Raw genomic sequence first — 24,024 nt, 5'->3', positions numbered from 1 at the left:
AGGAGGTCTGTGCCCGGCTCAAAAAAAACGAGCCGCGATGATCGATTGCCCCCGATGGATTGCCCCGATGGATTACCAGGCGGGTGGTGCGAAGGGGCGTCGGCCATTCGGGCCCGCGCAACGGGCGCGAATACGCCGCCTGCTCAGGGCGGATGCGGCATGGTCGAGGTGGTCGTTTTCCACCCTGGTCGCAGCGACCGCCGATCGATGCCTATCGTGTGCGGCGGCGTTTGGCCTCCCCCGCGCGAAGCCGGCTTCAGCGTCCGTTCGCTTTCCGCCATTCGGCGAATTTCTTGAGAACCTCTTCCCCGGTCGCAGGGTAGAGGCCGATGATCGTCTCGCCCGATCGGACCTGTCCGATTACGAAATCCTCGTAGGCGGTCATCTCGGTAGCCTCGTCTGCGACCTCGTCGGCCAGATGCGCCGGGATGAGGATCACGCTCTCGTCGTCGCCGACAACGATGTCTCCCGGAAAGACCGGCGCGTCGCCGCACCCGATGGGCACGTTGATGTCTATGGCCTCGTTGCTGGTGAGGTTCGTCGGGCTCGACGGACGCGCGTGATAGGCCGGCATATCGAGTTCGGCGATCGACATGGCGTCGCGGAATCCGCCGTCGGTCACCACGCCCGCACCGCCCCGGACCATGAGCCGCGTGATCAGGATGTCGCCCGCCGACGCGGCCCGCGCGTCCTTGCGGCTGTCCATGACGAGGACGTGCCCCGGCGGACAGGTCTCGACGGCATGGCGCTGGGGATGCGCCGGATTGCGGAACACGGCGAGCTGGTTGCGGTCCTCTCGCGCCGGCATGTAGCGCAGCGTGAAGGCCGGGCCCACCATGTTGCGGCCCTTCGGCCTCACCGGCCCCACGCTCTGGATCACCTGAGATCTGAGGCCCCGCCTGAAGAGCGCCGTCGCCAATGTCGCGACGCTGACGTGCCGCAGCTTTTCCAGGGTTTCGGGGGTCGCTTCGGTCATTTGTGTCGCTCTCCGGCTGCTGCTTTCATCCCAAGATCCTCGCCGGCGCGCGTCAGTAGATGTCCGGTTCCGGCACAGGCGCGCCGAATTCGCTTGTCAGGAAATCGAAATCGCATCCCAGGTTGGCCTGCTGGACGTGCCGCGAGAACATCCAGCCGTAACCGCGCTCATACTGCGGGGCCGGAGGCGTCCAGGCGGCGCGGCGTGCGGCCATGTCCTCGTCGCTCAGCAGCACGTTCAACGTCCGCACGGGCACGTCGACCGCGATCATGTCGCCGTTGCGGATCAGCGCAAGCGGCCCGCCGATATACGCCTCGGGCGCGGTATGAAGGATGCACGCGCCGAAGCTCGTTCCCGACATCCGCGCGTCCGACAGGCGAAGCATGTCGCGGTGCCCCCGGTTCAGAAGGGCCTTGGGCATCGGCAACATGCCCCATTCGGGCATTCCCGGCCCGCCCTGGGGGCCGGCATTCCTGAGGACCAGGACATGGTCCGGCGTTATCGGATAGTGCGGATCGTCCACGATCTTCTTCAGGTCGGGATAGCTGTCGGCGACGATGGCGGGCCCCGTGTGGCGGTGGAACCTCGGGTCGCACGCAGCCGGTTTGATGACCGCTCCGTCGGGCGCCAGGTTGCCCTTCAGTACAGCGAGCGAGCCCTCGTGATAGACGGGATTGGACAACGGCCGGATCACGTCGTCGTTATAGTTCACCGCATCGGCGATGTTTTCGCCCAGCGTCCGGCCGTTGACCGTCAGCGCCGACAGATCGAGCGTGTCGCCGAGTTCCTTCATCAGCGCCGGCAGGCCGCCGGCATAGAAGAAATCCTCCATCAGGTACTGCGACCCCGATGGCCGGATGTTGGCGATCACCGGCACCGTGTGGCCGATGCGGTCCAGGTCATCGAGCCCCCAGTCGATCCCGGCCCTGCGCGCCATCGCGACGAGGTGGATGACGGCGTTGGTGGAGCACCCCGTCGCCATGGCAACCGTTGCGGCGTTCACGGTGGCGGCGCGGGTCAGAATCCGATCCGGCGTGAGATCCTCCCAGACCATGTCGACGATCCGCCGCCCGCAGGCCGCCGCCATGCGCTGGTGATTGGCGTCGGCCGCCGGGATCGACGAGGCGCCGGGAAGCGTCAGGCCGAACCCTTCGGCGATCGCCGTCATGGTCGAGGCCGTGCCCATCGTCATGCAGTGGCCGTAGGACCTCGCGATGCCGCCTTCGATCCCCTTCCATTCCTCCTGGGTGATCGTTCCCGCGCGCATTTCGTCCCAGTACTTGAAGGCGTCTGATCCGGACCCCAGCACCCGGCCCGCGTAATTGCCCCGCAACATCGGTCCCGCCGGCAGGAAGAGGAAGGGAAACCCCCAGGAGATACCCGCCATCACCAGCGCCGGCGTGGACTTGTCGCACCCGCCCATGAGGACGGCACCGTCCACGGGATGCGCGCGCAGGATTTCCTCGACCTCCATCGCCGCCATGTTGCGGTAGAGCATCGAGGTGGGCTTCAGGAACTGCTCGGACAACGAGTGCGCGGGAAGCTCCATCGGCATCCCGCCGGCCTGGAGGATGCCGCGCTTCACCCATTCGACGCGGTCCTTGAAGTGCATGTGGCACGGCTGCGCCTCGGACCACGTATTGATGATGGCGATGACGGGCTTGCCCTCCCAGTCCTCGTGGGACAGCCCCATCTGCATCGCCCGGCTGCGGTGCCCGAAGGACCGGAAATCGTCCGCCGCGAAAAAGCGCGCGCTTCTTAGGTCTTCGTACTTTTTCACGCATCCTCCCGACGCACGTTCACGCGCAGTTGACAACAACTACGAACGCAATAGTATTGTAGCTATACTAATATATCAATCTAGAACGTCGTGAAAGGGAGGGAAATTCATGACCATATCCATGAAGGCCGCGACGCTCGCGGTGGCTACGGCCTGTCTGATCGGGCTGAACACGGTCGCCTTCGCGGAGACCACCTTGCGCATCGGGACCGTGCTCGCGCCCGATGATCCCATGGGGCAAGGGCTGGACAAATTCGCCGCCGAGGTCGCCAAGGCCACCGGCGGCGAGGTCGTGGTCGAGGTGTTCCATAACAGCCAGCTCGGCGACACGACGGAGATGCTCGACCAGGCGCGCGCCGGCGCGGCGATCGGAACGGTGACGGACGTGGCGCGTCTTTCGGAATTCGTGCCCTCGCTGGCGATCATGTCGGCCCCCTTCCTCTTCGACACCTACGAGGACGCGGACAAGTTCGCCCTGTCGGACGCCTATCTGGGATGGGGCGACGAGCTGGCCGAGAAGGCCGGCCTCGTGATGCTGGCCTCCAACTGGTATCAGGGGCCCCGCCACGCCCTGACCCAGAAGCCAATCAGCGGACCCGCGGACCTGGCGGGTGTCAGGATGCGCACCATCGGGGCGCCGATCTGGATCGAGACCATCCGCGCGATGGGTGCCGAACCGACGCCGATGCCCTGGGGCGAGGTCTATTCCGGGTTGCAGCTTGGAACGCTGGACGCCGCCGAGGCGCAGCCGACCGCGATCCGCGGCGCGAAGCTCTACGAGGTGATCAAGAACGTCACGAAGACCGGGCATATCCAGCTCGTGACCGCGCTCGTCGTCTCCGCCGACGCCTTCAATCAGCTCTCCGACGAACACAAGAAGATCGTCCGGGACCTCGCCGTGGAGAACGGCCGCTTTGCGTCGAACCTGACCATAGATATGGGCGACGAGGCACTCGCCGATGTCGAGGCCGCGGGTGTCACGATCTCGGAGGTCGATCTCACGCCCTTCAAGGAAGCGGTCAAGCCGGTCTACGAAAAGCTGAACCTGACCGCGGAAGCCGATATGGTCCACAAGGTGCTGGGTCGCTGATACCGTACCGGCCGGGCGGCCGGGGCAGCGCTGGCGAATGCGCCCCGGCCCGCTCGACCCCGCATCCGAGGCCACGAAATCAGAAGGCGTGAATGTTTCGGCGCATTGAACTGGCCCTGGCCACTTGCCTTCTGGTCGCCATCGTCGCCCTCGTCGCCGTCTCGGCCGTCTCGCGCAAGTTCGGCAGCCCGATCATCTGGTCGCTCGAGGTCTCGACCGCGCTGTTCGTGTGGCTCGTGGTGCTCACCGTCGACATCGCTATGCAGGACGACCGACACTTCGGGCTCTCGATCGTCAGCGATAATGCGACCCCGAGGCTACGCCGGATCATCGAGGTGACGAACATAGCCGTCGTCATGGTCCTGCTCTGCTACCTTCTTTACTACGCCGTGGCAAACGTACCCCTGATGCACAAGCGCATGCTCGGCGCGCTGCAGATTCCCAAGTCCTACATACATCTGGCCATGCCGGTCGGATTGCTGCTGTGGCTGCGCACGCTTGCGTTCAAGTTCCACGCCATCTGGAAGAGCGGCTGATGCTGCTTCTCATCGCCCTCCTCTTCACGGTCTTCCTGGTTGCCGGCCTGCCCGTCGCCTTCGCGCTGATGCTGGCGTCGATCCCGGTCTTCGTCCTGACCGGGGCGATGCCCACCACGGTCGCCATTCAGAAGATGGTCACCGCGCTGGAGAATTTCCCTCTCCTCGCCGTTCCGTTCTTCATCCTCGCGGGAAACCTCATGAACGAGGCGGGAATAACCGAACGCCTCGTCCGCTTCTCGCGGCTTCTGACCGGCTGGGTCTCCGGCGGTCTGGCGCAGGTCTCGATCGTCCTGTCGATGCTGATGGGCGGAATATCCGGGTCCGCCGTCGCCGACGCGTCGATGGAGGCCCGCCTCCTCGGCCCCTCGATGCGCGCGCAGGGATATTCGCAACCGTTCATCGCCGCCGTCCTCGCCTTCGGCTCGATCATCACGGCGACGATCCCCCCCTCGATCGGCCTGATCCTCTTCGGCTACATCAACGAGGTGTCCATCGGCCGGCTCTTCATCGGCGGCCTTCTGCCCGGACTGCTTTTGACGCTCATCCTCATACTTGCGACCTTCCTGGTCGCGCGACACCACGGCTACGCGCCGGATCTGCCTGCCCGGCCCAGGGCAGGCGAGCTCGGGCGCAGCTTCCTCGACAGCATCTGGGCGCTGATGTTTCCGGTCTTCCTGGTGATCGGCTTCCGCTTCGGCTTCTTCACCGCCACGGAGGCAGGCGTTTTCCTAGTCCTCTACGCCATCGCGGTCGGCACCCTCGTCTACCGCGAACTGAGCATCAAACGCATCCTCGCCGCGTTCCACGCCACCATGTCCGATCTCGGCATGGTGATGCTCCTGATCATGATGGCCGCAGTGCTGGGCTATGCGATGACCATCGAGCGCGCGCCGCAGGAAATCACGGCGTTCATGACCTCGCTGACCGAGAACCCGATCGGGCTGCTTCTCATCGTCTGCGGGATACTCGTCGTGACGGGGATGTTCCTCGAAGGCGCGGCGAACATCCTCCTCGTCACGCCGATCGTCATGCCCGTCCTCGTGCACGCGGGGTTTGACCCGGTGCACATGGGCATCATTATTGTACTGCTCATCAACTTCGGAGGGCTGACGCCGCCCGTCGGCGTCATCATGTTCACGGTCTGCGGGATTCTCGACGTAAAGACGGGAGCCTACACACGCGCGGCGATCCCCTTTTTCGTCGCCCTGGCGGGATTCTTCGCCCTGTTGCTGATCTTTCCCTGGCTATCGCTCGCGTTGCCGAACGCCGTCATGAACTGAAGAAGGAACTGGTCGTGGCTGCGTCTAAGTCTCGAGTTATCTCCCTGGCCGGTGCCGGCGCCGCAGACGCCGGGACGGATACGCTGTCGCTCGGTCCGAGCATGTCGTCCGCGACACGGGTCTTCCGGGAATTGCGGTCGCGGATGGTCGCGCTCAAGCTGCCGCCCGGGACGATCCTGCACCGCGCCGAGCTGGCCGAGGCATTCGGCGTCAGTCAGTCCCCGATCCGGGAGGCCATCCTTCGCCTCGAGGAGATCGGCCTCGTCATCTCCTATCCCCAGTCGCGCACGGAGGTCACGCATATCAACCCGGCCCGTCTCGAGCAGGAGCATGTGCTGCGCACGGCGCTCGAATGCGAGATCGTCGACCAACTGTGCCGGAAGGCCGGCGCGGCCGATCTCACGAAGGCGCAAGGATACCTGAAGATGCAGAAGGCGCTGGTCGACGACCCGGACCAGATCGAACTCTTCCGGGAACTCGACGAGAAGTTCCACCACGCGCTCTTCGTCGCCGCCGGACAGGCAGCACTCCACGCCCATGTTACCGAGCGTTCAAGCCACATGGCCCGTCTCCGCACCCTCGACCTGCCGAGGAACCGCAAGCTGCAATCGGTGATCGAGGGGCACGGCAAGGTCATGGAGCGGATCGAGGCCGGCGATCGCCACGCCGCCGTCGACGCCATGCGGGATCACCTGTCCGGCACCATCGGGCGGCTTCCGGAAATCATGGAGGCCAATCGCGCCTATTTCGCGTAAGGTGCGCCCGCTCAGTCTTCGTGGATGCCGTCGCTGCAGAACCGTCCGCCCTGGTAGAGGGCTTCGGCATCCCGCGGCCCCGGCGGGGCGATCTCGGCGTCGAGCCTTTCGCGGAAGACTTCCGCATTGTCTTCGGGACGCCACCCGATATAGGCGACCTCCCTGTTGTCCCACCACGAGGACGAATTGTCCGAGGCGCCGTAGATCACCGGGCAGCCGAGACGGCGAACCGTGAAGATGCGTTCGAGCAGCCGAACGAAGTCGTCGTGGCTCAGCCAGGTCGACAGCATCCGGTGGGTCCGCGGTTCCGGAAAGCAGGAGCCGATCCGAATTAGGGCCGTCTCGATCCCGAACTTGTCATGGTACATCGAGGCGAGCGCCTCCCCGAAGACCTTCGACACGCCATAAAGGCTGTCGGGTCTTGTCGGAGCGTTGGCGTCCAGCCGCTGGCTCTGGTTGTAGAACCCGATCGCGTGGTTGGAGCTGGCGAACGCGATACGCGGGGCAACGCTTGCCTTGCGGGCCGCCTCATAGAGGTTGACCACGCCTTCGATATTTGCATCCCGGACGACGTCCCATGGAGCCTCGACCGACTGGCCGCCCAGATGGACGATCCCGTCGCAGCCCGCCACCAGCGCCTCGACCCCCGACTTGTCCGACAGATCGCAGGCAACGACTTCCTCGTGCGGCGCGGCCGGACCGAGGTCCGACAGGTCGCTCACGCGGATAACGCGGGCCAGATGGGTCAGCCGGTCCCGGCAGACCCTTCCGAGACTGCCGCCGGCACCGGTGATCAGCAGGCGTTCCAGTCTTCTCATGTCGTCAGTCCCCGCTCTCGCATGCAATGGGTTCGCCCCGCTCCCGGTGCAGATCGGGCCATTTCACCCTGAAAACCGCGCCTGTGGAACACCCCGGACGCCGAGCCCGGTTATCGCGAACAGCCGTCCGGCGTCCGGTTGAGCGGGGGATCCTTCCAGGCCGGCACCGATCGACGTGACAAAAAGGATGTCGAGATCCGCACCGCCGAAGGCAGCCTTCGTCGGCTTCTCCACCGGCATCTCGACCACCGTGACAACCGAGCCGTCGGGCGACAGGCGGTAGAGTTCCCACCCGGAAACGCCGGCTTGCCAGTAGCAGCCGTCCGCATCAACCGTGCCACCGTCCGGTCGCCCCGCGACGGACCGGGTGTCGAAGAACACCCTCTCCTTCCCCGGCATGCCCGTGCCGACGTCATAGTCGCAGCACCAGATCGTGCGGACGGACGGATAACTGTCCGAATAGTACATGCGGCTGCCATCGGGAGAGAAGGCGAGACCATTGGCGGTTCTGAACCCGCTCTTCCAGCATCGAACCGAGAGGTCTCGCTCGAGAGAATAGAGGCTGCCCGCAGGATCCGCAGCCCCCTGCGTGTTCATCGACCCGGCCCAGAACCGGCCCAGCGGATCGGTCGTGCCGTCGTTGAACCGGTTTTCCGGCAGGTGTGCTTCCGGGTCCGCGATCAAGTCCCGGTCACCGGTCTGCGGATCGAAGAACCAGAATCCCGATTTCGTCGCCAGGACGAGCCCACCCGCCTCGCGGACCGCCAGGCACCCAACAGGCTCTCCCCAGACAAAGCTGTCGTCGGTATCCGTCCCGGGGTCGTACCGGTGGATCAGGCCTGCCGTGATGTCCACCCACCAGAGGCAACGATCGCGATCGTCCCACACCGGCCCTTCGCCGAGGTCGGAACGGACGCTGGATACGCAGACTATCTCGTATGTCATCTATCCGCGTCCGCTGCCTGCGCCGACTTCGGGCCTTGCCAAATAGTCATGGGGCCAGTTCGGACAGTGCGGGAGGTCGGTCTCTTCGGGTACGCAATGCCCCTGGCGCGCACGGATGCTATCACGCTCGCGCTCGGTGCTGCCAACGTGCTGCCGAGCCGGTTTAACCAACTCGGGCCGATTAGAGCTAAGGTATTGTGAAGATTGGTGGGCGCACACGGACTCGAACCGTGGACCCGCTGATTAAGAGTCAGCTGCTCTACCAACTGAGCTATGCGCCCGCCGAAAAAGCGGAGAATGCGGCCGAGACGCCGCGAGGTCCGTTGGCGGGATATAGCAATGCAAACCGCCCGCGTCCAGATACCCTGGTACGTTTTCCTCACCCGTCCTTAATAGGCGTCAGAATGGCCAGATGACCACTGACCTGGATCGCAAATCCGGCGCACGCGGACCGAACGTCGCCGATATCCCGCCGATTTCCGGCGCCTACATACTGGCGATCCGCACCGCGCGACCTGTCGAGATCACCGTGCGCGGCCTGCCGGCGGCGAGCCTGCGGCCGGGCTGGTATGCCTATGCCGGCTCGGCGCGCGGGCCCGGCGGGCTGGCGGCGCGGATCGCGCGGCACCTGCGAATCGGAAAGACGCCGCATTGGCACGTCGACCGGCTGACCTGCGCCGCAGCCCGGATCGACGCGCTCGCGTTTCCCGGGGCGTACGAATGCCTCCTGCTTGCCCGGCTCCGCGACCTGCCCGGCGCCACCATCCCGCTGCCCGGTTTCGGCGCCAGCGACTGCACAGCCTGCCCGGCACATCTGGTCGCTCTGGCAGAGCCCCTCGCCCTCGACGCGCCGTATCGAACGCTCACTCGGCGCGCTTCATGCCGGTGACCATCGCGCGCGGCAGGCTTTCCCTGTGCACGACGCTCGCCAGCGCCACCCCCACCAGATGCAGAATGATCAGCACCAGCGTGATGTTCACCAGCACCTCGTGCGGTTCCTTGAAGGGCGAGCGGTAGCGGAATTCCTGCCCGGCGGCCAGCGCGGCCTCGCGCGCGGCGACGACGTCCGGATTGCCGAACCAGGCCGCCAGGGGCCCGGCATTGTCGGTGTCCGCTAGCGTCATCATGCCGGTGACGCTGATGGCCGCGAGGAAGACCAGCAGCGCGACGGTCATGGCACCGCCGGCCGGGCTATGGCCGATGTAGCGCGGCGCCTTTCGCCGTATGAGCCCGGCCAGATAGCCGACCGCCTTGCGCGGTCCGGTGACAAAATCGGAAAAGCGCGCGTGCCGCGGGCCGACGAATCCCCAGACGATGCGCACCACCACCAGTCCGGCAACCACGTAGCCGGCCCAGGTGTGCAGCCACAATGGATCGCCCTCGGTGACGTATCCGATGATGAAGGCAATGACGAGAAGCCAGTGAATGATCCGCACCAGCGGATCCCATACGCGAACCATTCGAGCGGCCATGGGCGGCGTCTCCGTTCCTCACGAGTATCCGTGGGAGCGTATCCGCATCCGCCGCGACGCCACAGTGATTTCGATCAAGGGAAACTGTCGCAAATTGTAAGCGAGGGGGCCTATGCCCCCTCGCCGGAAGTATCCGCGCCTGAAGCGTCTGTGCCCGACTATCCGGGACAGCGCGACCCGTCAGCCCGCCTGGGCGTGCAGCCGGTCGCGCTTCGCCAGGAACTTGCTCAACGCATGCACGTAGGCGCGCGCCGAGGCCGTCAGGGTGTCGGGATCGGCGCCGCGGCCGGAGAACTCGCGGCCGTCGCGCTCGAGCCGGACCGAGACCTCGGCCTGCGCGTCGGTGCCCTCGGTGACGGCATGGACCTGATACAGCGCCAACTTGGCCTGATGCGGCACCAGCGCCTGGATCGCGTTGAAGATCGCGTCCACCGGGCCGTTGCCGGTCGCCTCGCGCGTGTGCCGTTCGCCGTCGATGCTGAGCGTCAGCGTCGCCTTCTGCGGCCCGCCCGTGCCGGCGATCACGGTCAGCGCCTCGACCTTGATGCGGTCATGCGCGGCGCCGATGCCCTCGTCCACCAGCGCCTCGATGTCCTCGTCGTAGACATGCTTCTTGCGGTCGGCGAGATCCTTGAACCGCTTGAAGGCGTCCTGGAAGGCATTGTCGCCCAGGTCGTAGCCGAGTTCCTTCAGCTTCTCGACGAAAGCGTGACGGCCCGAGTGCTTGCCCATCACCAGCGAGGTCGCTTTCACGCCGACCGATTCCGGCGTCATGATCTCGTAGGTCTGGGTGTGCTTCAACATGCCGTCCTGGTGGATGCCGGACTCATGGGCGAACGCGTTCCGGCCGACGATCGCCTTGTTGTACTGCACCGGGAACGAGGTCACCGCCGCGACAAGCTTGGAGGCCCGCGTCAGCATCGTCGCGTCGATGCCGGTCGTGTACGGCAGAACGTCGCGGCGCGTGTTGATCGCCATCACGATCTCCTCCAGCGCCGCGTTGCCGGCCCGCTCGCCGATGCCGTTGATGGTGCACTCGATCTGCCGTGCCCCACCCTTCAAGCCGGCCAGTGAGTTGGCGACCGCCATGCCGAGATCGTTGTGGCAGTGGACCGAGAACACGGCCTTGTCGGAATTCGGCACGGTCTCGCGCACCTTGCGGAACAGCTCCGTATATTCCTCGGGCGTCGTGTAGCCGACGGTGTCGGGGATGTTGATGGTGGTGGCGCCGGCATTGATCGCGCCTTCGACGCAGCGGCACAGGAATTCGAACTCCGTGCGGGTGCCGTCCTCGGCGCTCCACTCCACGTCCTCGACGTGATTGCGCGCCCGGGCGACCGACGCGATGACCGCCTCCAGCACCGCCTCCGGTTCCATCTGCAGCTTATGCTTCATATGGATCGGAGAGGTGGAGATGAAGGTATGGATGCGCGGCCTGGCGGCGACCTTCACCGCCTCGCCGCAACGGTCGATATCCTTGAAGGCCGCGCGCGACAGGCCGGCGATCACCGCCGTCTTCGACCGCCGGGCGATCTCCTGGACGCTTTCGAAATCGCCCTGGCTGGCGATCGGGAACCCGGCCTCGATGATATCGACGCCCATGCTGTCGAGAAGCTCGGCCACCTCCAGCTTCTCCTCGAAGGTCATCGAGGCGCCGGGGCACTGCTCGCCGTCGCGCAAGGTGGTGTCGAAGATGACGACGCGGTCGCTGTCGGACTGCGATACGCCGCCGTTACCATGTTCCGTGGTCATTGATGTAGTCCTTCTCGATACGTACGGCCCCCCGGGATGCTCCTTGGGGCCTGGGCGCAGGTTACCGGTATCGCTCCCCTGAGTGCCTGCCCGCACGCGCGGGCCGCCGGCTCTCAGGGGCCGGTAAGGAGAAGGAGCGCGATAAGGTCGCGGGCCGCCGGGCACGCGTCGGCGCGAGGCGCGTTGGCCCCGTTCATACCGATGACGTCCCGTTCAAACATCGCGAAACCCTGTCGTTCCCGCCGTGTGAGGCGATGGTGCGACCCGAGCGTTAACGATTGCTTTCGCGCGCGCGCCGCAACCCGACTTATGTAGACGAGCAGTCGGGATGAGGCAAGCGGCTTGCGATCTCGCCTATCCGAAGGCGATCACCGCGAAGACGATGGCGAGCCAGCTGGTGACCAGCGTCCACGGGCCGAGGCGGGCCAGGTTGGCGACCGCGACCGCGACGCCGCGGCGCGCCCGCCGCATCTCGATCCGGATTGCAACGCCGACGAGCGTCAGCGCCACGACGAACACCATCTTGACGGAAAAGGCCCAGCCGAGCCCGGAGAAGCCGCCGTACTTCAGCAGGCCGAGCGCGATCCCGGTGAGCCACAGCAGGGCGAGCGACACCATCGCGGCATCGCTGATCCGCGGCGGCAGGGTGCGCAGCACCGCCGCCTCCTCGGGCCGGCTCGCCGCGATCCGGCGGGCGATCAGAAACGCGATGAAGGAACCGCCGGCGCCGACGACGAAGCTCAGGTAGTGGACGATGAGCAGCGTCGTGACCATCCCCCCCCCTACACGTCTATGATGCCTTCGGAGACCACAACGGCCCCGCCGCCGATCCGCACCGCGTGAATGTCGCCCTGCACGTCGATCTCCAGCGAAATCAAACTCGGTCGGCCCATGAAGTGACCCTGCTCGATACGATAGCGATGCTGGCCGCCCGGCGGCTGGTCGAACCGCCTGACGACACCGGCAAACGCCGCCGCCGCCGATCCGGTCGCCGGGTCCTCCTCCACGCCGAGGCCGGGCGCAAACATGCGGGCGTGGAAGTCGTTCCCGTTGGAAAAGGTCTCGCGGGTATAGACGTAGGCAGAGCCAGACGCGAACGCCTTGTCGAAAACCCGCCGGTCGATACGGCAGCGCTTCAAGACCGCGAGATCGCGGACGGGGACGAAATCGAAGTCGACCCCCGCCGACCAGCGGCTGGGCTTGTGGTTCTCGAAGCCGACCTCGGATTTCGCCAGCCCCAGCGCCGCGGCGGCAAGCTCGGCATCGATCCCGCTTTCAAGCGACTCCGGCTTCTTCGGAATGTCGAATTCGGCAAACGACGTGCCGTTCCGCAAAACGACGCCGACGCGCACGATGCCGATCTTGCATTCCAGCACGACGATACCGTCCTGCTCCTTGCCCGCCTCCGGCGCGCCCCAGCGCTTGCGCGCCAGGATGACCGAGGAGCCGACAATCGGATGGCCGGCGAACGGCAGCTCCGTTCCCGGCGTGAAGATCCGCGCCCTGGCGGTGTGTGCCGGGTTCTCCGGCGGCAGCAGGAACACGGTCTCGGACAGGTTGAACTCGCGGGCGATCTGCTGCATCGCCTCTCCGTCGAGCCCCTCGCAATCATGCACCACGGCGAGCGGATTGCCGGCCAGCGGCTTGTCGGTGAATACGTCGAGGACGTGATAGGCGCGTTTCACGGGATTTCGGCTCTCGAACTGTTGAACCCGGCGGGAGCCGCCCTTTAGCATGAACGCCGACGCAGCGGTAGGCTGCCCCCTCGATAGGACCGCTTTCAGTCGAGCTGTTTGACGAGGCGCGGCAGCATCCGCCCGGGAATGGATCCCGACGGCGCCTCGCCGACCCGAACCGCGCCCATTGTCCTGTAGAAACCCTCCGCGTAAGGGTCGGAATCCACGCCGATCACGTCCAGTCCCGCCCTGCGCGCGATCTCTTCCGCTTTTGTCCAGAGCACCCGTCCGATGCCGCGGCCCATCGCGGACGGATCGACGAAGCACAGGAAGACCTCGGCGTGTCGATCCTCCAACAGCACCTCCAGAACACCGGTGGGCCTACCCTCGGCCTCGACGACCCACAGTTCCCCGGTCTCGATGCGCCGCGGCTGCACCGTCAGCTCCTCCCGGCACGCCTCGATGAAGGCGTCGTCGTAGCCCCAATGCGCCTTGGCGCGCAGGACCAGATCGGTCAGCAGCCCGGCTTCGTCGACGCGGGCGCGGCGGATATGCGGCTCCTCCAGCATGCGAACGAGCCTATCGAAAGCGCCTGAATCGGGCCATTCAAATATCGCCGTAAGGGATTGAGGAGACTCGCTATCCACCGTCTTGAGCCGGAGCGTGAAGTCGTTGAATCGGTTTCTCAAGTCGCCCGAACGGAACGGGACAAACGAATAGGGCCGGCGTAATCGCCGGCCCCATCCAAGACGTCTTCGAGTCACCTACAGGCTGGCGTCGGATACCTGTCCGGGCGAAACGGAGACGGCTGCCTCGGCAGTGCTGCCGTCCTCCCGCGTGCAGATCACACCATAGTCGCCGGCCGGCGCCGCGGTCCGGTGCTCCTCGTCGTACCAGTAGCCGTGCGAGACGCGCTCGCCCGACTCCGGCGTCGCGGCATCGAACAGCTCGCAGGAGGAGAAGGCCGGGTCCTTCCGGACGACGAGAACACCCGCATCGAGAATGATCGTCGTCGACCCCTCTCCGCCTGCCTCGATCTCAACCGCCTGCGTCGCCTTAGCCAGCCCCGACGTGGCGCGAAGCACATAGCGCCCGGGCGGCATCGTGAAGACCGACGTCGGATCATAGTAGTAGGTCAGCGGATCATTCATATCGCCGCCGTCGGGGAATATCTCGAAGACGATATCGCTTTCGAGCGGCGCCCCGCCCTCGACCAGAACGGCGTTCACCGCCACCGATCCGGCGCCCACGACGAGATCCAGTTCCGTCGTCTTGCCGGCTTCCACCTCGACGGTGGTCTGGAACGTCACTTCCCCGTGCTTGACGGCGAGCGTCCAGCGGCCCGCCGGTGCGACGAACGCGGCCTCCACACCGTACTGCGTGTCCTCTTCCGTCCCGTTCGACAGGGTGAAGCTGCCATCGATCGGTTCGTCGGCGTCCTCGCTCTCGTAGGCACGAATACGCGCGACACCCGTGTTCATCACGACGGACACCTCGGCGACCTCGCCGGCCTCGATGGTCACCGGCTGCTCGACCGTCGCCATCCCGTAGCGGGCGCGCAAGACGTACGCACCGGGATCGATGGCGGGCTGCCAGGGCACGTCGTAACCGGACTCGACCAGGTCGCCCTCCGCCTCGCCGCCGGCTCCGGCCTTGTAGACCTCCCAGGCGATGTCGGTCTCGATCCGGGTTCCGCCGTCGGTCTCGAACGCCGTTGCCGAGAGCGTCCGCGCGGGGTCCGCTGTTTCGGCCGGTTCGTCGACCGGAGTGGCGACCGGAGCGGCGACCGTCCCGTCCCGCGCTGCGGCAACCGTCGTGCGCAACGCCTTTTCCAGCTCCTCCGCGTCATCCGCCGTGACGAACATGCCGCCGGTATTGCGGGCAAGGCACTGCAGCTGTGCCTTCGTCTTCGGGTCGGCGATATCGAAGCCCACCGTGTGGACCGTGAAATCGACGCCCGCTTCCTCCAGCTCGCGCGCGACGGCGCACGGATCGGCGTTGCAGGTCTCCTCCCCGTCGGAGACAAGGATGACCGTGGCCTTCTGTTCGCTCGACCTGAGGGCCTCCGCGGCCTGGCGCACCGCCTCGGTCATCGGTGTCTTGCCCTTCGGGTTGAGCCCGTTGACGAGGCTCGAGAACCGGTCGCCGTTGAGCGGCCCCGGCTCCATCAGGAGCTCGATGTCGGAGCAGTCTCCCTTTCGCCGGTGCCCGTAGGCAATCAGTCCGATCTCGTCGTCGGCGCGCCAGCTCGACACGATGCCGCCGACCGTCTCGCGCGCCACCTCGATTTTCGTCCGGCCGTCGATCCGGCCCCACATGGAACCGGAGGCGTCGAGAACGAGGATGACCTTTGCACCGTCCGCCCGCGCCGGACCGACCGGCCCGGACACCGCAATGGGAACAAGGCAAACCAAGGCCGCAATGAGCCTGGAAAGACAATTCTGCATTTTTGTTACCTTATAAATAACAGGGACTTATGGCCGAATCCGGCCTGAAAAGGCAGGCGGCGAAATAGAGCATTTGATAAATCAAAAGAAAAGGGCCGGCGTCTCCGCCGGCCCTCGAAACGATCCGAACGCGCGAGGCGATCAGTTCTTTTCCTTGTCCACGAGCTGGTTCGCCTTGATCCACGGCATCATGCCGCGCAGCTTCTCGCCGACTTCCTCGATCGGGTGGGCGTCGTTCATGCGGCGCGTCGCCTTGAACTTCGGCTGGCCGGCCTTGCACTCGCGGATCCATTCCGAGGTGAAGGCACCGGTCTGAATGTCCTTCAGCACGCGGCGCATCTCGGCCTTGGTCTCGTCGGTCACGATGCGCGGGCCGGAGGCGTATTCGCCGAACTCGGCGGTATTGGAGATCGAGTAGTTCATGTTGGCGATGCCGCCCTCGTAGATAAGGTCGACGATCAGCTTCACCTCGTGCAGGCACTCAAAATAGGCCATCTCCGGCGCGTAGCCGGCCTCGACCAGCGTCTCGAAGCCGCCGCGGATCAGCTCGACCAGGCCGCCGCACAGGACGACCTGCTCGCCGAACAGGTCGGTCTCGCACTCTTCCTGGAAGGTGGTCTCGATGATACCCGAGCGGCCGCCGCCGATCGCCGAGGCGTAGGACAGGCAGATGTCGTGCGAGTTGCCCGACGCGTCCTGCGAGATCGCCATCAGGCAGGGCACGCCGCCGCCCTTGACGTATTCGCCGCGCACGGTGTGGCCCGGGCCCTTCGGCGCGATCATGATGACGTCGATGGTCGGCTTCGGCTCGATCAGGTTATAATGGATGTTCAGGCCGTGGGCGAAGGCGATCGCCGCGCCGTCGCGGATGTTCGGCTCGATGTGGTCCTGCCAGATGTCGGCTTGCAGCTCGTCGGGCGTGCACATCATCATCATGTCGGCCCAAGCGGCCGCCTCGGCGACGGACTTGACCTCGATGCCTTCGGCCTCGGCCTTCTTCGCCGAGGCGGATCCGGGACGCAGGGCGACGCACAGGTCCTTTACGCCGGAATCGCGGAGGTTCAGCGCATGGGCATGGCCCTGGCTGCCGTAGCCGACGACGGCGACCTTCTTGCCCTTGATCAGATTGAGATCGGCATCACGATCGTAGTAGACGCGCATGGAATTGCTTCTCCTTGGGAATCCGTGTGAATGACGCGGGGAGACCTTGGATCGCCCCGCGCCGGAAAGGGTCGGCAGGGGTTGTAGCGTCGGCGACGGCGTGTTGGAAGAGAAAAGCGGCGTAATGCGTAGGAAGGCGAGCGAGCCATGAGCGGAACGCATGGCGATTCCGGTGCCCCCCGCACTCGTATCATGGGAATACTGAACGTCACGCCGGACTCCTTTTCCGATGGCGGACGGTTCGAGGCGGTCGACACCGCCGTCGCCCAGGCCCTGCAAATGGCCGTAGCGGGCGCCGATATCGTCGATATCGGCGGCGAGTCGACGCGTCCCGGCTACGAGCCGATCGATGCGGCGACCGAACGCGCCCGTGTCCTGCCGGTCATAGAGGCCGTCGCCCCCCGGCTCTCCATCCCGATCTCCGTCGACACCCGCAAGGCCGAGGTCGCGGCCGCCGCGATCCAGGCAGGCGCGACGATCGTCAACGACATCTGGGGCCTGCAGCGCGACGACGCGATCGCCCGCGTGGCGGCGGACGCGGATGCCGATGTCGTCGCCATGCACAACCGCGACGAGATCGACGCCACGATCGACATCGTCGACGATATCCGCCGGTTCTTCGATCGGTCGATCGCGATCGCAAGACAAGCCGGCGTGCGCGACGAGAAGCTGATCCTCGATCCCGGCATCGGCTTCGGCAAGACGCTCGAGCAGAACCTCGCGGCCGTGAAACGGCTTCCCGAGATCAAGGCGCTCGGCTTTCGCGTCCTGCTCGGTGTCTCCCGCAAATCCTCCATCGGCCGCATCCTCGACAAGCCGGTCGACGAGCGGCTGATCGGCACGGTCGCCATGAACGTGTGGGCGATGCGCGACGGCGTCGACATCATCCGGGTCCACGACGTCGCCGAGCATGTCGACGCCCGCGAGATCGTCGCCGCGATCGAGGGAGCCTGACATGAGCGACCGCATCTTCTTCCGCGGCATCGTCCTGTTCGGCCGCCACGGCCTGTTCGAGGAGGAAGAGCGGCTCGGCCAGCGTTTCGAGATCGACCTCGACTGCCACGTCGACCTGTCGAAGCCCGGAAAATCGGACCATTTCGGAGACACGATCGACTACGGACGCGTCTACGAGACGGTGCGCGCCATCATCGAGGAAGAGCGCTACAAGCTGATCGAGGCCCTGGCGGAACGGATCGCCGACCGCCTCCTCGCCGCGTTCGAGCCGCTGGAAGCGGTCCGCGTCGAGATCCGCAAGCCGTCGGCCCCGATTCCCGGGGTCTTCGAGACGGTCGGCATCGAGATCCACCGCGACCGAAAGCGACCATGACGGAAGTCGGCTTCAGCCTCGGCAGCAATATCGGCGACAAGACCGGCCGTCTGATCCGCGCCCTCGAGGCCCTGTTCGCCGGCCCGGACCTCGCCTTCGTCGCGTGCTCCTCGTTCTACAAGACCGCGCCCTGGGGCTACGCCGACCAGGACTGGTTCGTGAACCTCTGCGCCGTCGGGGAGACCAGCCTGCCGCCGGAACGCCTACTCGCCCTTTGCAAGCACGTGGAGCAGGTCGTCGGCCGTCAGGACACGTTCCGCTGGGGGCCGCGCGTCATCGACGTCGACATCCTCTATTACGGCGGCGACGAGATTTCCGAGCCGGGCCTGGCGATCCCGCACAGGGAGCTTTTCAACCGCGGCTTCGTTCTGGTCCCGCTCGCCGAGATCCGGCCCGGCCTGGTGCTCTCCGGCCGCGTGATCGGCGAAGAGGCGACGCGGTTCGCCGACGAGGCGATGGAGATCGTCGCCCCGCCCTGGGCACCGGCAGAACCGTAGGCGTCACCGGACGATCGTGATCCGCTCCGCCGCCCGCGTGATCGCCGTATAGAGCCAGCGTTCGCGGGTCTCCTTGAAGGCGAAGCTCTCGTCGAACAGCACCACGTCGTCCCATTGCGAGCCCTGCGCCTTGTGGACCGTCAGCGCGTATCCGTAATCGAACTCGTCGGAATTGCGCCGCTGCGCCCACGGCACCTCCTCCGCGGATTCGAACAGCGCCTTCAGGACGCGGATCTTGACGATATTCGCGTAGGGCCCCTCGTCCTCGGCCCGCACCATCATCGACAGCGCCTGCGCCTTGCCGCGCCCGACCGACATCACCTGCCACAGGCTGCCGTTCAGAAGCCCCTTCTCGGAGTTGTTGCGCAGGCACACCAGCTTGTCGCCGGCGGCCGGCAGCGCGCCCTCGAACCCCTTGAGCTGGCGGATGCGCTGATTGTAGCGCCGCCGGGTGCGGTTGATCCCGAGCAGCACCTGGTCGGCATCGAGCACCCGGTCGCTGTCGATATCGCCGCGGCTAATCACCCGGCTGTCGCCATAGGCGCCGTAGTCGAGCGTGCCGCCCTCGCGAACGATCTGGGCGAGCTGGATGATCGGATTGTCGCGCGCCTGCCGGTGGATCTCGGTCAGCATCGCATCGGGTTCGTGGTCGGTGAAGAAACCGCCGCCGGAGACGGGCGGCAGCTGGCCGGGATCGCCGAGCACCAGGACCGGCGTGCCGAAGCTCAGCAGGTCGCGGCCGAGCGCCTCGTCGACCATCGAGCATTCGTCGACGATGACCAGCTTCGCCTTGGCGACCGGGCTGGTGCGATTGAGCGAGAACGTAGGATTTACCTGGGTTTTCCCGCTCTCTTCGTCCTCGACCACCTCCTCGCCGCGCGGCCGGTAGATCAGCGAATGCAGGGTGCGCGCGCTCTCGCAGCCGCGCGCGCGCATCACCTGCGCCGCCTTGCCGGTGAAGGCGGCGAACAGCACGTCGCCGTCGAGCCCCTGGGCGAAGTGCTGGGCGAGCATGGTCTTGCCGGTTCCGGCGAAGCCGAACAGCCGGAACACCTGCGGTCCCGGGGCCTTCAGCCACCGCGACACCGCCATCAGGGCATCGTCCTGTTCGGGCGAGAGTTTCAAGACAAACGGGTCCGTGAATCACTTCCTGCCCGACCAATCTACACCATCCGCGCCCGCGGGTTTGCCCCCCGGATACGGACCGCGCGGCGGCGCCGCATTGCCGCAGGTCCGGGTCGGCTATCCGGTCGGTTCGGTCGCCGCGGGGTCGGCTACCGCGGTGCTCCAGTCGGGTCTGGCGTGGGCGACCCAGTAGGCGGCGATCAGATCGCGCGTGACCGGTCCCGGACGCCCGTCGCCGACCGGGCTACCGTCGAGCGAGGTCACCGGCATGATGCCGCCGGCTGTCGAGGTGGCGAAGATCTCGTCGGCGGCGCGCAGCTCGTCGAGCGGCACCGCGCGGGTCTCGGTCGCGATGCCGGCCTCGGCCAGCAGCTCGAGCGCGCTCAGCCGGGTGATGCCGTGCAGCACGCCGGCGGCCGGGGTCGCGACGCGGCCGTCCCTGACGGCGAAGATGTTGAAGCCGGGGCCCTCGGTGACGTTGCCCGCGTCATCGGGCAGCACGACGGTGCCGGCGCCCTTGTCGTAGGCCTCGTAGAGCCCCATCACGAGATCGAGCCAGTGGTAGTTCTTCACCGTGGGGTCGACCGACGCGGCCCCGATGCGCTGCGTCCGCGCCACGGCCACCGCCAGCCCGGCCTCGCGCTCCTGGGGCCTTAGGATCCAGCCGAACGGGATGGCGAAGGCGAAGAAGCGGTTTACGGCGTCGCGCGGGTCGCGGCTGAAGGTGGGGGAGACGCCGCGGGTGATCACCATCTCCACATAGGCGTCCTCCAGGCCGGACCGGCGCACGCACTCGGCGAGGATCGCGGCGACCGCGTCGCGGCTGTGGGGAATGGCGAGTTTCAGCGTCTCGGCGGAGGCGAAGAAACGGTCGAGATGCCTGTCGAGCCGGAAGAACCGGCCCTTCCAGACATGGACGACGTCGTAGGTGGCGTCGGAGCGCAGGAAACCCCAGTCAAGGACCGAGATCCTGGCGTCCTCTATCGCGCAGAAGCGCCCATCGAAAAAGGCGCAGCCGGGCGGATAGCCGGTCACATCGGCTCCGGCCCGCGCTGGATGGCGGCGACGCCGGTGCGCGCCACCTCGACGAGGCCGAGCGGCTGCATGATCGAGATGAACTGCTGGATCTTGGAGATCCGCCCGGTGATCTCGAAAACGAAATGGTCGGTCGTCGCGTCGATCACCTGGGCGCGGTAGGCATCGGCCAGGCGCAGCGCCTCCACCCGGAGATCGCCCTTGCCGGCCACCTTGACCAGCGCCAGCTCGCGCTCGATCGGGGGGCCGCCGGCGGTCAGGTCCACGACGCGGTGCACCGGCACCAGCCGCTCGAGCTGATGGCGGATCTGCTCGATCACCATCGGCGTGCCGGTGGTCACGATGGTGATCCGCGACAGGTGCTTCTCGTGCTCGGTCTCCGACACGGTGAGCGAGTCGATGTTGTAGCCGCGGCCGGAGAACAGGCCGATGACGCGGGCAAGAACGCCCGGCTCGTTGTCGACAAGCACCGAAAGCGTGTGCTGCTCGACGGTCGGAACAGTCTGGAGCATGGTTCTTCCTCTTGAAACTCAGGCGGCCGTGATCGCCGGCTCGTCGACCTCGTCGTGGTCGAGCACCCAGGATTCCTGCACGCCGGCGTCCTTCCACTCCAGGAAGGCCGGCAGCGACAGGACAGCATTCATATAGGCGCCGACCTCATCGTCGACGGGGATCGCATAGGTCTCGAAGCGCGTTACCACCGGCGCGAACATCGCGTCCACGGCACCGAACGCCCCGAACAGGAACGGCCCTTCGTCGCGATAGCGGCGGCGGCAGTCCGCCCATACCTGCTGGATGCGCACGGCATCGCGGGTCACGTCGGCGCCGCGGTCGCGGTAGGCGAACCGCTTGCGCAGGTTCATCGGACAGGCCGACCGGATCGCGGTGAAGCCGGAATGCATTTCGCACGCGATCGAGCGCGCCAGCGCCCGCGCCGCCGGACGTTCCGGCCACAGCCGCTTCTCCGGAAACCTCTCGGCCAGATATTCCAGGATCGCCAGGGAATCCCAGATGGTCAGGTCGCCATCCTTGAGGACGGGCACCTTGCCCCCCGGAGACTGGGCGAGGATCCGCGTCTTGGTGTCCGGCTGATCGAGCGGGATCAGCACCTCCTCGAAGGGGATCTCGAAATGGCGCATGGCCAGCCACGGCCTGAGCGACCAGGACGAATAGTTCTTGTTACCGATTACCAGCGTCAGCATGACAGAACCGTTCCATCTTCATGCGGGAGCCGCCCCCTGCCCTCGTCATCCCGGCCGGCGCGAAGGCGGCGGTCCGGGATGCCGGCGCACGGGGCGCGTGCCACCCCGCCTTACACGAGCATCGCGCCTTCCTTGTCGATCGCCTTGGCCACCGCCTCGTCGTCGACCTCGGCACCGAGCAGCATCTCGTTGTGCGCCTTGCCCGAGGGGATCATCGGGAAGCAGTTGGCGAGCGCGGCGACGCGACAGTCGAAGATGACCGGCCGCTTCACCTTGATCATCTCCTCGATCGCCCCGTCGAGATCGGCCGGCTTGTCGACCCGCAGGCCGACGGCGCCATAGGCCTCGGCGAGCCGCACGAAGTCCGGCAGGGACTCGTTGTAGGAATGCGAGATGCGGTTGCCGTGCAGCAACTGCTGCCACTGGCGCACCATGCCCATGTACTGGTTGTTGAGGATGAAGATCTTCACCGGCAGCTCGTACTGAACCGCCGTCGAGATCTCCTGCATGGTCATCAGCACCGAGGCGTCGCCGGCGATGTCGATGACCAGCGAATCCGGATGGGCGATCTGCACGCCCAGCGTCGCCGGCAGGCCGTAGCCCATGGTGCCGAGGCCACCCGACGTCATCCAGCGGTTCGGCTCGTCGAACCTGTAGAACTGCGCCGCCCACATCTGGTGCTGGCCGACTTCGGTGGTGATGTAGGTGTCCCGGTCCTTGGTCAGCTCGTAGAGTCGCTGGATCGCGTATTGCGGCATGATGACGTCTTCGTTCGGCGTGTAGCGCAGGCTGTCCCGCGCCCGCCAGGCGTCGATCTGCTTCCACCACTCGGCCATCGCGGCCTTGTCGGGCTGGGCGGAATTGGCCCGCCAGATCCGGATCATGTCCTCGAGCACGTAGCCGACGTCGCCGACGATCGGCACGTCCGCCCTGACGTTCTTGTTGATCGACGAGGGATCGATGTCGATGTGGATCTTCGTGGCATTCGGCGCGAACGCGTCGAGACGCCCGGTGATGCGGTCGTCGAAGCGCGCGCCGACGCAGACCATGACGTCGCAGCCGTGCATCGTCATGTTGGCCTCGTAGGTGCCGTGCATGCCCAGCATGCCCAGCCACTGCTTGTCGGAGGCCGGGTAGGCGCCGAGCCCCATCAGCGTCGAGGTGATCGGGAAACCGGTCATGTGCACCAGTTCGCGCAGCAGCTGGCTCGCCTCGGGACCGGAATTGATGACGCCACCGCCGGTATAGAAGATCGGCTTCTTGGCGTTCGCCATCAGGTCGACGGCCGTGCGGATCGCGTCCAGGTCTCCCTTCAGCCGCGGCTTGTAGGTGCGGTGCTCGATGTTCTTCGGCCCGACATACTCGCCGAGCGAGAGCTGCACGTCCTTCGGGATGTCGACCACGACCGGGCCGGGACGGCCGCTCTTGGCGATATAGAAGGCCTCGTGGATGACGCGGGCCAGATCGTTGACGTCCTTCACCAGCCAGTTGTGCTTGGTGCACGGCCGGGTGATGCCGACGGTGTCGCATTCCTGGAAGGCGTCGTTGCCGATCAGGTGCGTCGCCACCTGGCCCGAGATGCAGACCATCGGGATCGAGTCCATCAGCGCGTCGGTGAGCCCGGTGACGGCGTTGGTCGCGCCGGGGCCGGAGGTGACGAGGACCACGCCGACCTTGCCGGTCGAGCGGGCATAGCCTTCCGCCGCATGCGTCGCGCCCTGCTCGTGGCGCACGAGTACGTGCTGGAGGTCGTCCTGCTGGAAGATCGCGTCGTAGATCGGAAGGACCGCCCCGCCGGGATAGCCGAAAATGAATTCGACACCCTGATCCTTCAGGGCCTTCAGGACGATCTCTGCGCCGTTCAATGGCTCATTCCGGGGTTCGCTCATGGCGAAATTCCTCTTCCTCGCACGCTCGCGCCCGGGCTTTCTCCCTAAAAGCGCGCATTCAGGCAATAAAAAAGGCCCTCGAGGGGCCTGGGATGCGCACCGGCGTTCGCGACGGTTATCGGGCCGTCACGTCCGTGGTGCGCTGTCTTACGATAAGGATGTTGCCGGTCACACCGGGTCTCCATCACCAAAGTTGCGCGCGCAAGGTAGTCGCGGGGCCGCACTGCGTCAAGCGGCCATGCGGCATTCGGAGCCGTT

At 66.1% G+C, this 24,024-nt stretch carries 24 protein-coding genes and 1 tRNA gene; 8 read left to right on the top strand and 17 right to left on the bottom strand.

What is annotated here, in order from left to right:
• Positions 1–256: 256 nt before the first annotated feature.
• Together MUB46_RS12570 and araD are read right to left on the bottom strand one after the other, a co-directional pair.
• Positions 257–976: a ribonuclease activity regulator RraA gene (locus tag MUB46_RS12570; protein ID WP_261616263.1), complete on the bottom strand. Its 720-nt coding sequence runs from the start codon at positions 974–976 to the stop codon at positions 257–259.
• A gap of 52 nt (positions 977–1,028) precedes the next feature.
• A complete protein-coding gene (araD, locus tag MUB46_RS12565) occupies positions 1,029–2,756 on the bottom strand; it encodes an L-arabinonate dehydratase (RefSeq protein ID WP_261616262.1) in 1,728 nt (575 codons plus the stop codon).
• Between the two features lie 109 nt (positions 2,757–2,865).
• Between araD and MUB46_RS12560 the strand changes: the two genes are divergently transcribed.
• The 4 genes from MUB46_RS12560 to MUB46_RS12545 all read left to right on the top strand — a co-directional run bounded on the left by MUB46_RS12560 (position 2,866) and on the right by MUB46_RS12545 (position 6,420).
• A complete protein-coding gene (locus MUB46_RS12560; protein ID WP_261616261.1) occupies positions 2,866–3,846 on the top strand; it encodes a C4-dicarboxylate TRAP transporter substrate-binding protein in 981 nt (326 codons plus the stop codon).
• Between the two features lie 92 nt (positions 3,847–3,938).
• Entirely contained in the window at positions 3,939–4,382 is a 444-nt protein-coding gene (locus MUB46_RS12555) for a TRAP transporter small permease (protein WP_261616260.1), read from the top strand.
• Positions 4,382–5,665, top strand: coding sequence for a TRAP transporter large permease (locus tag MUB46_RS12550; RefSeq protein ID WP_261616259.1), 1,284 nt, complete (start codon positions 4,382–4,384; stop codon positions 5,663–5,665). The genes MUB46_RS12555 and MUB46_RS12550 overlap by 1 nt, the downstream gene beginning before the upstream one ends.
• A gap of 14 nt (positions 5,666–5,679) precedes the next feature.
• A complete protein-coding gene (locus MUB46_RS12545) occupies positions 5,680–6,420 on the top strand; it encodes a GntR family transcriptional regulator (protein ID WP_261616258.1) in 741 nt (246 codons plus the stop codon).
• An 11-nt stretch (positions 6,421–6,431) separates the two neighbouring features.
• On the opposite strand, the gene MUB46_RS12540 is transcribed toward MUB46_RS12545, so the two are convergent.
• From MUB46_RS12540 to MUB46_RS12530, 3 genes are all read right to left on the bottom strand, one after another.
• A complete protein-coding gene (locus MUB46_RS12540; protein WP_261616498.1) occupies positions 6,432–7,229 on the bottom strand; it encodes an NAD-dependent epimerase/dehydratase family protein in 798 nt (265 codons plus the stop codon).
• Positions 7,230–7,301: 72 nt separating this feature from the next.
• Positions 7,302–8,183 (bottom strand): SMP-30/gluconolactonase/LRE family protein, encoded by an 882-nt coding sequence (locus MUB46_RS12535; RefSeq protein ID WP_261616257.1) that lies wholly within the window; start codon positions 8,181–8,183, stop codon positions 7,302–7,304.
• Between the two features lie 205 nt (positions 8,184–8,388).
• A tRNA-Lys gene (locus MUB46_RS12530) sits at positions 8,389–8,464 on the bottom strand.
• Positions 8,465–8,595: 131 nt separating this feature from the next.
• Here MUB46_RS12530 and MUB46_RS12525 point away from each other — a divergent pair.
• Positions 8,596–9,072 (top strand): GIY-YIG nuclease family protein, encoded by a 477-nt coding sequence (locus tag MUB46_RS12525; RefSeq protein ID WP_261616256.1) that lies wholly within the window; start codon positions 8,596–8,598, stop codon positions 9,070–9,072.
• Here MUB46_RS12525 and MUB46_RS12520 read toward each other — a convergent pair.
• The 7 genes from MUB46_RS12520 to ilvC form a co-directional block, all read right to left on the bottom strand.
• Positions 9,047–9,655: a cytochrome b/b6 domain-containing protein gene (locus MUB46_RS12520; RefSeq protein WP_261616255.1), complete on the bottom strand. Its 609-nt coding sequence runs from the start codon at positions 9,653–9,655 to the stop codon at positions 9,047–9,049. The genes MUB46_RS12525 and MUB46_RS12520 overlap by 26 nt on opposite strands.
• 180 nt (positions 9,656–9,835) lie before the next feature.
• Entirely contained in the window at positions 9,836–11,407 is a 1,572-nt protein-coding gene (locus MUB46_RS12515) for a 2-isopropylmalate synthase (RefSeq protein ID WP_261616254.1), read from the bottom strand.
• Positions 11,408–11,761: 354 nt separating this feature from the next.
• Positions 11,762–12,181 carry a hypothetical protein gene (locus tag MUB46_RS12510; protein WP_261616253.1) on the bottom strand — a complete coding sequence of 140 codons (420 nt, stop codon included), beginning with the start codon at positions 12,179–12,181 and terminating at the stop codon, positions 11,762–11,764.
• Between the two features lie 8 nt (positions 12,182–12,189).
• Positions 12,190–13,092, bottom strand: coding sequence for a PhzF family phenazine biosynthesis protein (locus MUB46_RS12505; protein ID WP_261616252.1), 903 nt, complete (start codon positions 13,090–13,092; stop codon positions 12,190–12,192).
• A 95-nt stretch (positions 13,093–13,187) separates the two neighbouring features.
• On the bottom strand, positions 13,188–13,652 hold the full coding sequence (locus MUB46_RS12500; protein ID WP_261616251.1) for a GNAT family N-acetyltransferase: 465 nt from the start codon (positions 13,650–13,652) through the stop codon (positions 13,188–13,190).
• A gap of 195 nt (positions 13,653–13,847) precedes the next feature.
• Positions 13,848–15,530 (bottom strand): vWA domain-containing protein, encoded by a 1,683-nt coding sequence (locus tag MUB46_RS12495; RefSeq protein ID WP_261616250.1) that lies wholly within the window; start codon positions 15,528–15,530, stop codon positions 13,848–13,850.
• 141 nt (positions 15,531–15,671) lie between these two features.
• Positions 15,672–16,691, bottom strand: a complete 1,020-nt coding sequence (gene ilvC / locus MUB46_RS12490) for a ketol-acid reductoisomerase (protein WP_261616249.1) — start codon at positions 16,689–16,691, stop codon at positions 15,672–15,674.
• A 147-nt stretch (positions 16,692–16,838) separates the two neighbouring features.
• On the opposite strand from ilvC, the gene folP reads away from it, so the two are divergent.
• Genes folP through folK form a run of 3 tightly spaced genes read left to right on the top strand, consistent with a single transcriptional unit; the run spans position 16,839 to position 18,515 of the window.
• Positions 16,839–17,645 carry a dihydropteroate synthase gene (gene folP, locus MUB46_RS12485; RefSeq protein WP_261616248.1) on the top strand — a complete coding sequence of 269 codons (807 nt, stop codon included), beginning with the start codon at positions 16,839–16,841 and terminating at the stop codon, positions 17,643–17,645.
• A 1-nt stretch (position 17,646) separates the two neighbouring features.
• Positions 17,647–18,018, top strand: a complete 372-nt coding sequence (folB, locus tag MUB46_RS12480) for a dihydroneopterin aldolase (RefSeq protein ID WP_261616247.1) — start codon at positions 17,647–17,649, stop codon at positions 18,016–18,018.
• The gene (gene folK / locus MUB46_RS12475) at positions 18,015–18,515 is read left to right on the top strand and encodes a 2-amino-4-hydroxy-6-hydroxymethyldihydropteridine diphosphokinase (protein WP_261616246.1); all 501 of its coding nucleotides are present in this window, start codon (positions 18,015–18,017) and stop codon (positions 18,513–18,515) included. The genes folB and folK overlap by 4 nt, the downstream gene beginning before the upstream one ends.
• 3 nt (positions 18,516–18,518) lie before the next feature.
• On the opposite strand, the gene MUB46_RS12470 is transcribed toward folK, so the two are convergent.
• From MUB46_RS12470 to MUB46_RS12450, 5 genes are all read right to left on the bottom strand, one after another.
• Positions 18,519–19,607, bottom strand: a complete 1,089-nt coding sequence (locus MUB46_RS12470) for an ATP-dependent DNA helicase (protein ID WP_425256265.1) — start codon at positions 19,605–19,607, stop codon at positions 18,519–18,521.
• A 150-nt stretch (positions 19,608–19,757) separates the two neighbouring features.
• Complete coding sequence (locus MUB46_RS12465) at positions 19,758–20,675, bottom strand: aminotransferase class IV (protein WP_261616244.1); 918 nt, start codon at positions 20,673–20,675, stop codon at positions 19,758–19,760.
• Entirely contained in the window at positions 20,672–21,187 is a 516-nt protein-coding gene (gene ilvN / locus MUB46_RS12460) for an acetolactate synthase small subunit (RefSeq protein ID WP_261616243.1), read from the bottom strand. Before ilvN ends, MUB46_RS12465 begins: the two co-directional genes overlap by 4 nt.
• Positions 21,188–21,205: 18 nt before the next feature.
• The gene (locus MUB46_RS12455) at positions 21,206–21,877 is read right to left on the bottom strand and encodes a glutathione S-transferase family protein (RefSeq protein ID WP_261616242.1); all 672 of its coding nucleotides are present in this window, start codon (positions 21,875–21,877) and stop codon (positions 21,206–21,208) included.
• A 110-nt stretch (positions 21,878–21,987) separates the two neighbouring features.
• The gene (locus MUB46_RS12450) at positions 21,988–23,766 is read right to left on the bottom strand and encodes an acetolactate synthase 3 large subunit (protein ID WP_261616241.1); all 1,779 of its coding nucleotides are present in this window, start codon (positions 23,764–23,766) and stop codon (positions 21,988–21,990) included.
• Between the last annotated feature and the right edge of the window lie 258 nt (positions 23,767–24,024).

It is taken from the genome of Microbaculum marinisediminis (genome assembly GCF_025397915.1).
Classification (GTDB): domain Bacteria; phylum Pseudomonadota; class Alphaproteobacteria; order Rhizobiales; family Tepidamorphaceae; genus Microbaculum; species Microbaculum marinisediminis.
Note: the sequence above shows the minus strand (reverse complement) of the source record. Positions and strands in the feature narration are given on the sequence as shown.